The organism is Bacillus altaicus (assembly GCF_042136375.2).
Taxonomy (GTDB): domain Bacteria; phylum Bacillota; class Bacilli; order Bacillales; family Bacillaceae_G; genus Bacillus_A; species Bacillus_A cereus_U.
This window is the reverse complement of the sequence record NZ_JBHHFZ020000002.1, coordinates 113,402-126,101: the sequence shown is the minus strand read 5'-3', so window position 1 is coordinate 126,101 and position 12,700 is coordinate 113,402. Positions and strand designations below refer to the sequence as shown.

Here is a 12,700-nt window from a genome sequence, read left to right as displayed (position 1 = left end):
AAACCTCTTTTTTCTAAGCGTAAAGTACAAAGTTCAGTGAAACTGGGAGATGAATTTCAGATTTTAGTTAAACTCCCCACACCTGAACTAAGTTTCATTGTCTCACCAAATTGGCTCTGACCACCTACGAATACACAAAAAATAGTGTTTTTTTCATTTTCAGATATTATTTGTTAATTAATAACAAATAATATCCAATATGTCTTTTAATTACATTCTCTCTTCACTAAAATCAACAACTGTATTACTATAATGAATTGGCAAAAATAATGTAACTGAAGTTCCTTTCCCGACTTGGCTTCTTATACTTATTTTTCCGCCATGACTTTCAATAATTCGATAACTAATCATGAGCCCAATACCCGTGCCCTTTTCTTTTGTACTATAGAAAGGTTCTCCAAGTCTGTTAATTCGCTCTGGAGGAATGCCTACCCCTTTATCTGCAATACAAATCATAACCTCGGTACTATTATGTTTTTTCACGTTAATAATGATGTCTTGACCATTCTGTATAGCTTCAATAGAATTTTGTAAAATATTTAAAAAAACTTGTTTTAATTGACTTTCGCAGCACTCAACTATTAAATTTTCAAAATCCATGTTTAATGAAATATGAATATTCTTCATAATTGCTTGCGTACTAATTAAAGCAACTACGTTATCTAATATAGTGCAAATGTTTTGGGGTTCAAATACTGCCACATTCGGTTCTGCAATAGATAAAAATTCTTGAAGAATCGTTTCAATACTTCTTATTTCAGAAAATATTAGTCTAAAGTAGTCTTTGTCTTCCCCTACTTCTTGTTGTACTAATTGCATGAATCCTTTAATTACTGTTAAAGGGTTACGAACTTCATGAGCAACCCCAGCTGCCAATTGCCCCACTGCTTTAAGAGTGTCTGATTTCTTTAATAATTCCGTTGTTTTTTTACGTTCTGTAATATCACGTACAATAATCATAATTTTATCCTTAAAAAGCGGTAAAAGTCTTGCTTCAAAATAATAAATTTCATCATCTAGTTGTAAAGAATAATCTATTAAAACAGGTGCGGCCAAAATTTGTGTTTGATTAATAGCTTCCTCAAATTGTTTCGTGATTTCAACAGGTAATACCTCTTGGAATTTTTTCCCTATAAATTCTTCGATTGGAACATACAATTTATGTATAGAATTAGCTTTATAATCCTTAATAGTCCCATCAAGATCTGACAAAAAGTATAAATCAGGAATTGCTTTAAAAATTAATTCTAGTTCAGCTGATGTCTGTTTAAGTTTTTCTTCCATTCTCTTACGGTTGGTTATATCAACTCCAATTGCCCCTATATTCCAGCCTGAAATAGGAATACTATGTAAAATATTTGACCACATGATAGTTTTTATCTCACCATTTTTACAAGTTATGTTGACCTCCCAATCTCTAAAATCATTTCCACTTATCAATAACTCATTACATAACTCATCTCTATAAGCTTTATTAGGGTGTAGCAATTCCATTGCTGCAGGATTGTTAATAATTTCATCTGCATTATATCCAGTTACTACTTCACACTCGCGATTCCACATAATAATATTTCCTTTTTCATCAATAGCATTAATCATAATTGGCATATTTTGTAATATACTATATAAATGATTATCATCATGTTGTGTTACGTTTTTCATTTTTGAATTTTTTTCATACAATTTTTTAAGGTGTAATTGTTGATTTGCCATCTCTTCAATTTGATTTGCAACACATTTAAAATGGTCTATCTGAGAACCCACAATACCCTCTTTATTAGCACTTTCCCCTATAACAAAGGTTCCTATATGTTCCCGTTCAATAATGATAGGAATATGATTTTCATGGGACAATTTGATTTTTTGATTATAAAAAGAATGGTCACCTTTGGAAAATAGAACATTTTGTTTATGATCAAGGAGACAGTATGAAACTTTAGTTAAATTATAAAGTTGTTCAGTTATGTTCTTAAATTCATTTATATTTATAAGATCTCCAAGTGTGTATCTCATTATTTAACCCATCCCCTTTATATATATTTATAACTCTTCAACGCAAATTGACTGTTCAGAAAAACAAACACTTTGGATAATCCCCTAATACAGCGATGTTCTTTTTCTACACTATCATCCGGGTATTTTATCCATTTTTTTGTAATTACTGTTAGTATTTTTTCCACTTTCTTCAACTCTGCACTGCCATAGGATTGGTAGAGTACTTGTCTAGAGTAATAACACAAGGATTTGGAATATAAAAAGGCCGCAAAGCTTTTTTAAAAATTGCTCTGCGGCCTTTTAACCTCTTGTTTTACCTAAATAAAAATCAATTGTGTTTCCTTCTGAACCATCGGCACGCTATAAATAGATCTATTACTCTTTTACTTTCATATAGATTATTTAATTCTGAATCATACTGATGAACCTGATTTGCAATAATCCCCAATTGAATTCACTTGGCTTAGATATACATCATCTTCAATCTTTATAAGTTGATAATATCAGTATGTCCTAGTTTGATAGATTCTTTACATCAGAAACAGTTTTTTATTATCTCATTCGTTGACGAGCGAATAGGATTCCACCTAAAATCAACAGCAACATACCTCCAATTATTGAGATCATCTCCATTGATGTTCCGCCTGTTTTAGGAAGCCATGCTGACATCTTATCATTTTCTTTAGTAGGTGGAACTTCTGGATCTACCTTTGGAGTTGTGTTCTCTTTAGGATTTACAACTGTTTCGTCTTTGATTTTTGTATTCGTGATGTTATAACCTTTTATTTCAGATTTATATCCATCTACTGGTTGTTCTTTTACTTCATACTTATACGCATTACCTTCGGCATCATATGCTGCTAAATCTTTAAATGTATATTTCCACCCTGTTGCTTCGCTTACTTCTTGCGTTGCGATCACTTGGCCATTTTGTAGTAAGTCCACTTTAATCATATTCGGACGATCCGTCGCATTATCGTCTTTCCATGTTTTCGTTCCCTCTACTTTTGTTTGACCAACCTTTGTATTCGTGATGTCATAACCTTTTACTTCGGATTTATATCCATCCACCGGTTGTTCTTTCACTTCATACTTATACGCATTACCTTCGGCATCATATGCTGCTAAATCTTTAAATGTATATTTCCACCCTGTTGCTTCACTTACTTCTTGTGTTTTGATGACCTGACCGTTTTGTAATACGTCTACTTTGACTGTTTTCGGACGATCTGTCGCATTGCCATCTTTCCACGTCTTTGTTCCTTCTACTTTTGTTTCGCCTACTTTTGTATTCGTAATGTCATAACCTTTTACTTCGGATTTATATCCATCCACTGGTTGTTCTTTTACTTCATACTTATACGCGTTACCTTCGGCATCATATGCCGCTTGATCTTTAAACTCGTATTTCCACCCTGTTGCTTCTGTTACTTCTTGCGTTGCGATCACTTGGCCGTTTTGTAGTAAGTCTACTTTTATTGTTTTTGGACGATTTGTTGCGTTTCCGTCCTTCCACGTTTTTGTTCCTTCTACTGTTGTCTGTGCCACTTTTGTATTTGTAATGTCATAACCGTGAACTTCGGATTTATATCCATCCACCGGTTGTTCTTTTACTTCATACTTATACGCATTACCTTCGGCATCATATGCCGCTTGATCTTTAAATGTATATTTCCAGCCTGTTGCTTCTGTTACTTCTTGCGTTGCGATCACTTGGCCGTTTTGTAGTAAGTCTACTTTTATTGTTTTTGGACGATTTGTCGCGTTTCCGTCCTTCCACGTTTTCGTTCCTTCTACTGTTGTCTGTGCCACTTTTGTATTTGTAATGTCATAACCGTGAACTTCGGATTTATATCCATCCACTGGTTGTTCTTTTACTTCATACTTATACGCGTTACCTTCGGCATCATATGCCGCTTGATCTTTAAACTCGTATTTCCAACCGCTCGCTTCTGTTACTTCTTGCGTTGCGATCACTTGGCCGTTTTGTAGTAAGTCTACTTTTATTGTTTTTGGACGATTTGTCGCGTTTCCGTCCTTCCACGTTTTCGTTCCTTCTACTGTTGTCTGTGCCACTTTTGTATTTGTAATGTCATAACCGTGAACTTCGGATTTATATCCATCCACTGGTTGTTCTTTTACTTCATACTTATACGTATTACCTTCGGCATCATATGCTGCTAAATCTTTAAATGTATATTTCCACCCTGTTGCTTCACTTACTTCTTGTGTTTTGATGACCTGACCGTTTTGTAATACGTCTACTTTGACTGTTTTCGGACGATCTGTCGCATTGCCATCTTTCCACGTCTTTGTTCCTTCTACTTTTGTTTCGCCTACTTTTGTATTCGTAATGTCATAACCTTTTACTTCGGATTTATATCCATCCACTGGTTGTTCTTTTACTTCATACTTATACGCGTTACCTTCGGCATCATATGCCGCTTGATCTTTAAACTCGTATTTCCAACCGCTCGCTTCTGTTACTTCTTGCGTTGCGATCACTTGGCCGTTTTGTAGTAAGTCTACTTTTATTGTTTTTGGACGATTTGTTGCGTTTCCGTCCTTCCACGTTTTTGTTCCTTCTACTGTTGTCTGTGCCACTTTTGTATTTGTAATGTCATAACCGTGAACTTCGGATTTATATCCATCCACCGGTTGTTCTTTTACTTCATACTTATACGCATTACCTTCGGCATCATATGCCGCTTGATCTTTAAATGTATATTTCCAGCCTGTTGCTTCTGTTACTTCTTGCGTTGCGATCACTTGGCCGTTTTGTAGTAAGTCTACTTTTATTGTTTTTGGACGATTTGTCGCGTTTCCGTCCTTCCACGTTTTCGTTCCTTCTACTGTTGTCTGTGCCACTTTTGTATTTGTAATGTCATAACCGTGAACTTCGGATTTATATCCATCCACTGGTTGTTCTTTTACTTCATACTTATACGCGTTACCTTCGGCATCATATGCCGCTTGATCTTTAAACTCGTATTTCCAACCGCTCGCTTCTGTTACTTCTTGCGTTGCGATCACTTGGCCGTTTTGTAGTAAGTCTACTTTTATTGTTTTTGGACGATTTGTCGCGTTTCCGTCCTTCCACGTTTTCGTTCCTTCTACTGTTGTCTGTGCCACTTTTGTATTTGTAATGTCATAACCGTGAACTTCGGATTTATATCCATCCACTGGTTGTTCTTTTACTTCATACTTATACGTATTACCTTCGGCATCATATGCTGCTAAATCTTTAAATGTATATTTCCACCCTGTTGCTTCACTTACTTCTTGTGTTTTGATGACCTGACCGTTTTGTAATACGTCTACTTTGACTGTTTTCGGACGATCTGTCGCATTGCCATCTTTCCACGTCTTTGTTCCTTCTACTTTTGTTTCGCCTACTTTTGTATTCGTAATGTCATAACCTTTTACTTCGGATTTATATCCATCCACTGGTTGTTCTTTTACTTCATACTTATACGCGTTACCTTCGGCATCATATGCCGCTTGATCTTTAAACTCGTATTTCCAACCGCTCGCTTCTGTTACTTCTTGCGTTGCGATCACTTGGCCGTTTTGTAGTAAGTCTACTTTTATTGTTTTTGGACGATTTGTTGCGTTTCCGTCCTTCCACGTTTTTGTTCCTTCTACTGTTGTCTGTGCCACTTTTGTATTTGTAATGTCATAACCGTGAACTTCGGATTTATATCCATCCACCGGTTGTTCTTTTACTTCATACTTATACGCATTACCTTCGGCATCATATGCCGCTTGATCTTTAAACTCGTATTTCCAACCGCTCGCTTCTGTTACTTCTTGCGTTGCGATCACTTGGCCGTTTTGTAGTAAGTCTACTTTTATTGTTTTTGGACGATTTGTCGCGTTTCCGTCCTTCCACGTTTTCGTTCCTTCTACTGTTGTCTGTGCCACTTTTGTATTTGTAATGTCATAACCGTGAACTTCGGATTTATATCCATCCACTGGTTGTTCTTTTACTTCATACTTATACGCGTTACCTTCGGCATCATATGCCGCTTGATCTTTAAACTCGTATTTCCAACCGCTCGCTTCTGTTACTTCTTGCGTTGCGATCACTTGGCCGTTTTGTAGTAAGTCTACTTTTATTGTTTTTGGACGATTTGTCGCGTTTCCGTCCTTCCACGTTTTCGTTCCTTCTACTGTTGTCTGTGCCACTTTTGTATTTGTAATGTCATAACCGTGAACTTCGGATTTATATCCATCCACTGGTTGTTCTTTTACTTCATACTTATACGTATTACCTTCGGCATCATATGCTGCTAAATCTTTAAATGTATATTTCCACCCTGTTGCTTCACTTACTTCTTGTGTTTTGATGACCTGACCGTTTTGTAATACGTCTACTTTGACTGTTTTCGGACGATCTGTCGCATTGCCATCTTTCCACGTCTTTGTTCCTTCTACTTTTGTTTCGCCTACTTTTGTATTCGTAATGTCATAACCTTTTACTTCGGATTTATATCCATCCACCGGTTGTTCTTTTACTTCATACTTATATGCATTACCTTCGGCATCATATGCCGCTTGATCTTTAAATGTATATTTCCAGCCTGTTGCTTCTGTTACTTCTTGCGTTGCGATCACTTGGCCGTTTTGTAGTAAGTCTACTTTTATTGTTTTTGGACGATTTGTCGCGTTTCCGTCCTTCCACGTTTTCGTTCCTTCTACTGTTGTCTGTGCCACTTTTGTATTTGTAATGTCATAACCTTTTACTTCGGATTTATATCCATCCACTGGTTGTTCTTTTACTTCATACTTATACGCGTTACCTTCGGCATCATATGCCGCTTGATCTTTAAACTCGTATTTCCAACCGCTCGCTTCTGTTACTTCTTGCGTTGCGATCACTTGGCCGTTTTGTAGTAAGTCTACTTTTATTGTTTTTGGACGATTTGTCGCGTTTCCGTCCTTCCACGTTTTCGTTCCTTCTACTGTTGTCTGCGCTACTTTTGTATTCGTAATGTCATAACCGTGAACTTCTGATTTATATCCATCTACTGGTTGTTCTTTCACTGTATAGATGTAAGCTACTCCGTTTGTATCGTATGCTTGGAGTTTGTCAAATGTATACTTCCAGTTTGTTGCCACTGTTACTTCTTTTGTGTCTACTACTTTACCGTTTTGTAGTAAATCTACTTTAACCGTGCTTGGACGATCTGTTGCGTTGTTATCGTTCCAAGTCTTTGTTCCTTCTACTTTCGTTTCGCCTACTTTTGTATTCGTAATGTCATAACCTTTTACTTCAGATTTATATCCATCTACTGGCTGTTCTTTCACTGTATAGATGTAAGCTACTCCATTTGTATCGTATGCTTGGAGTTTGTCAAATGTATACTTCCAGTTTGTTGCCACTGTTACTTCTTTTGTGTCTACTACTTTACCGTTTTGTAGTAAATCTACTTTAACCGTGCTTGGACGATCTGTTGCGTTGTTATCGTTCCACGCCTTCGTTCCTTCTACTTTCGTTTCGCCTACTTTTGTATTCGTAATGTCATAACCGCTTACGCTAGACTTATATCCCGCTATCGGTTGTTCTTTCACTTCATACTGATAAGCTACTCCATTCGCATCGTATGCTTCTAAATCTGCGAATATATATTTCCAACCCATTACTGCTAGTACGTCTTGTGTTTTGATTACGTTACCGTTTTGTAGTAAGTCTACTTTGATCATTGCCGGACGGTCTGTTGCGTTTCCGTCTTTCCACGTCTTCGTTCCTTCTACTGTCAATTTTGCCACTTTTGTGTTTGTAATGTTGTAGCCATTTACTTCCGATTTATATCCCGCTACTGGATGCTCTTTTACTGTGTACGCATAAAGAACACCATTTGCATCATATTGTGCTAGGTCTGCAAATGTATAATTCCAACCGTTTCCTGCTGTTACATCTTGTGTTTGAATTACGTTACCATTTTGCAATAAGTCTACTTGGATTGTTGTTGGTCGATCTGTTGCATTGTTGTCATTCCAAGTTTTCGTTCCTGCTACTGTTGTTTTTGCATCTTTTGTATTCGTAATGTTATAACCGTTTACTTCCGATTTATATCCCGCTACCGGATGCTCTTTTACTGTGTACGTATAAGGAACACCATTTGCATCATATTGTGCTAAGTCTGCAAATGTATAATTCCAATTGTTTGCTGCTGTTACATCTTGTGTTTGAATTACGTTACCATTTTGCAATAAGTCTACTTGGATTGTTGTTGGTCGATCTGTTGCATTGTTGTCATTCCAAGTTTTCGTTCCTGCTACTGTTGTTTTTGCATCTTTTGTATTCGTAATGTTATAACCGTTTACTTCCGATTTATATCCCGCTACCGGATGCTCTTTTACTGTGTACGTATAAGGAACACCATTTGCATCATATTGTGCTAAGTCTGCAAATGTATAATTCCAATTGTTTGCTGCTGTTACATCTTGTGTTTGAATTACGTTACCATTTTGCAATAAGTCTACTTGGATTGTTGTTGGTCGATCTGTTGCATTGTTGTCATTCCAAGTTTTCGTTCCTGCTACTGTTGTTTTTGCATCTTTTGTATTCGTAATGTTATAACCGTTTACTTCCGATTTATATCCCGCTACCGGATGCTCTTTTACTGTGTACGTATAAGGAACACCATTTGCATCATATTGTGCTAAGTCTGCAAATGTATAATTCCAATTGTTTGCTGCTGTTACATCTTGTGTTTGGATTACATTTCCATTTTGCAATAAGTCTACTTGGATTGTTGTTGGTCGATCTGTTGCATTGTTGTCATTCCAAGTTTTCGTTCCTGCTACTGTTGTTTTTGCATCTTTTGTATTCGTAATGTTATAACCGTTTACTTCCGATTTATATCCCGCTACCGGATGCTCTTTTACTGTGTACGTATAAAGAACACCATTTGCATCATATTGTGCTAAGTCTGCAAATGTATAATTCCAATTGTTTGCTGCTGTTACATCTTGTGTTTGGATTACATTTCCATTTTGCAATAAGTCTACTTGGATTGTTGTTGGTCGATCTGTTGCATTGTTGTCATTCCAAGTTTTCGTTCCTGCTACTGTTGTTTTTGCATCTTTTGTATTCGTAATGTTATAACCGTTTACTTCTGATTTATATCCCGTTACTGGATGTTCTTTTACTGTATACGTATAGACATTACCGTCATTATCATACGCAGGTATATTTGCAAATGTATAATTCCAACCGTTTGCTGCTGTCACGTCTTGTGTCTGGATTACGTCACCATTTTTCAGTAAGTCTACTTGAATCGTGCTCGGACGATCTGTTGCATTGTTATCATTCCAAGTCTTCGTTCCTGAAACGGATGTCGTTTTCACCTTATTAGGAATCATCAACTTTACACCTTTTTGAGCAGTTGCATCAATTGTAAAGTTGATTTTTGTTTGAGGATCAAAATCCACATAGTCTGGAGCTTTAATCTCTGTTACATAGTAATTTCCTGGGTCTAGATTAGGGACCTCAACCATACCTTGTCCATCCGTTGTATAAGTATCGCCAATTTGTTCACCCGATTCCTTATACAACTTAAACGTAACATCTGGAAGGAGTTTTGTTTCATCTCCTTCAATATGCTTCACGATTCTTAACGTTCCTTTAGGAGGTAAATCTCCGTCAGCACCCCCACCTGAGTTTATATTATCAGCCCAGGCCTGCTCTGAAAACGTTACCGGTTGCTCATTTAAAATTTGGTAATTAATCGTATAGTTATTGAAAAAAGTTTTTTGCTTCATTCCACTTTCAGCTACAGTAGATGTATATCTTAAAAGTAGGTTCTTACCGCTACTCTGATCTTTATAAAACCTAACTTCGAAAGAATTACCATTAAAGGTAATCGTCCCATAACCCCCATCATTAAATTGTTGAGGTGTTAAATTTTGATTTCCAACAGCTATACTAAAACCATCTTGATCCAGCGTTTGTCCCGCCTCTAAAGTATCAGTCAAAACTATATCAGAACTAAATTGTTGCTTGTTATTATTTATAGGTATTTCCCACTTCACTTTAGTTGGAGCATCCGCATCCATTCTACCTGTCTTGTAGGAAAACGGTAGTGTACCTCCACCACCTTCAGTTGGACCCTTAATTGTGATCCTTTGCGTTTGTAATTGTGTACCTAAGTTTGTATCAACTGTGAGCGTTTGTCCCGTTGCTACATTCTTAGTTGCTTGAACTTCAAAATAAAAATGTCCTCTAATATTTTGAAGTTTCTCAACAACATCGCTAAATGTACATACCACATTCGTTGACGTTACTTGACAAGTACCAAAGCTTACACCTGCATCATTTTTTAAATCAATCGTTCTAGCATAGCCCTGTAATTCGGGTGGTAGTGTTAATGTTAGTGTGTCTCCAGCCTTCATTTTATTTCCAGATTTATCACTAAAATCAACTTTTATTCCCGTTCGTTCTCCGTAAGTTAGATCCGTTTTGTCGAACTTAAATGTATCAACAAATCCTGTTGTATTTAATTCTTGTGCATTGGCTATTATAGATGTGAAACTCTGACCTATGGTCAACATAAATAGCATTATAATCGTAGAAATCGAAATCACTCTTTTTACCATGTCATTCTCCTGTCAATTATATTTAGATGGCTACTAATATGAATATGCTATGACAATGACTCAATAGGTTGATGGCATTTTTTGTCTTTCGATTGTTATAAACTTAAAATCTTGAAAATTGATTTTCTATAAACAATTCTTCTATTCTCCATAAATCCTCATTTTTTCTGACCTAAAATCATATAATTTAAATATTTACATATCTAAAATTATATGATAGTATTGTAATCGGGAAGGCCATATTCTTGCATCATTCCTATCGAATCTTGCAATCTTACGTTGTATCATGTATGCCATCTCATTAGAAGCATAAAATTTCTGGTTAATACTGTTTTCATTCAAATACTATTGACTTATTCATACTACTTCCCATCATTTTTAGATTCATAATATCAGTATGTCCAAGTTTGATAGCACCTTTTTAATGATTCACAATTTTATTTACCAGATTCTCTTCCCTCCCCCTAAGGACATTTTTTTTTCATGCTCCCACCCGTAATATTAAGACTATTTAAATAATAAAAATAGTTTTTGTAACTTTTGTAACTGATTTTGTAATTAAAGAAATCAAACTGTTGTTCCAATGCAACTAAATACCATATTTCGAAATAACCTCTTATTTTATACTTCCTCTTACGTACACCTAAATATCAACCTTTAATACTTGCACTAAACTCATACCGAATTCTTGATTCACACCGGAAAAGTTACACATCACAAGCACCTTTGTTTATTCATGTACGTCTTTTAAATCATCTGATTCTACAATTTTCACAAGATCTACATGACCTATACATACCATAGCGAAATCTCGATATACTAGATCTACAATTAAGTGTTTCACGTGACGATTAAGTTCATAATTAATTGTAGATGCATGTTTCTTTGCTTACATGAAACCAGACTTCACATTGTCCATGATGTACCTAACATATAGAGAATTTATAGGTGTTTATAAGTATTTTACACCTACGAGATGACACTGTTATCTGGGTAAGAGAATAAACGTCCTTACAATAGTTTACCCTCAGCTGGTTCAGTACCAAAGTTCCATTACAATTTATGAACATGTAGCCTGCTCTACTTCTGCTAATTAATATATCTTAGTCACCTCCCATACCCACTCTATAATGTTTAATATATATATAACAAAGAAAGAGTAGTAAACATACATGTCAATCCGACAAATTCTAAAAAACTGAATTTTCAGTCTTTTTTATTTAAAGGAGGATATCCTCAACTACTCTCTCTTTGTGAGTATAAGTTTAACACTAAATATATAGTATAACAAGACAAAAAAATACATTTTTCAGACAAATTCGACATTTTTTTCAGAAGTTTAAAAAATACCTCTTACAATAATTATCTCATTGCGCATAAAACAATAAATTAATTTTTCAGGAAAAAACAACCGGAATAAGAACGAGTTGTTTTTTCCTATAGAGTACAACAAAGAAAGAGTATGGAATGCAAGCTAAAACATGTGAATTAAATATTATAGGGTAAACCAGACTCCAAAAACTGACTATTTAAAAAATCAGGATGATAAAGGGTTTTTGGTTACTCTTTCTTTGTTGGTATGAGTTTAACATTAAAAATAAAACAAAACAACAAATTTATACAAAATTCTCATATTTTCGACATTTTTTTCAAAACTTAACATACTACAGCTTAATAATAGTTAAAAAACAAAGGGTATTAGGACTACCAACTTCTGTTTACAATATAATCTTAGAACTATACTTAATTACGCTTTTACTTCGAAGTCGGAGCAGCTAAACATCTACTGGATAATCAATTGAATCTTTTACTTTTAGTTTCTATGTACTTGTTAGATCAAGCGTTTGAACCGCTTGATTCTTAAAAAAAGGATTTTCCAGATTAGACATCCCTATTTGTTATCCAGCCTCGGGAGCAACTGATTAATTACCTACCTGTTGGTATAGTGCAATCTATATTAATCATATGTACAATTATTATTTTGATTGAAATCAAATGGTTTCGTAACATAAAGGTATAACATCTATTTTAATATTCATTATTTTGGATCCACATATAGGCCCCCCTTATATTCTTGTTAATATTATTAATGTGGATTTGA

2 protein-coding genes are annotated in these 12,700 nt (G+C 35.3%); both read right to left on the bottom strand.

Features of this window, described 5'->3' with window-relative positions; genetic code table 11:
* Nucleotides 1-210: 210 nt before the first annotated feature.
* Nucleotides 211-2,013 (bottom strand): ATP-binding protein, encoded by a 1,803-nt coding sequence (locus tag ACE38F_RS26820; protein WP_375371394.1) that lies wholly within the window; start codon nucleotides 2,011-2,013, stop codon nucleotides 211-213.
* Between the two features lie 534 nt (nucleotides 2,014-2,547).
* A complete protein-coding gene (locus tag ACE38F_RS26815; RefSeq protein ID WP_462782502.1) occupies nucleotides 2,548-10,599 on the bottom strand; it encodes a Cna B-type domain-containing protein in 8,052 nt (2,683 codons plus the stop codon).
* Nucleotides 10,600-12,700 lie beyond the last annotated feature (2,101 nt).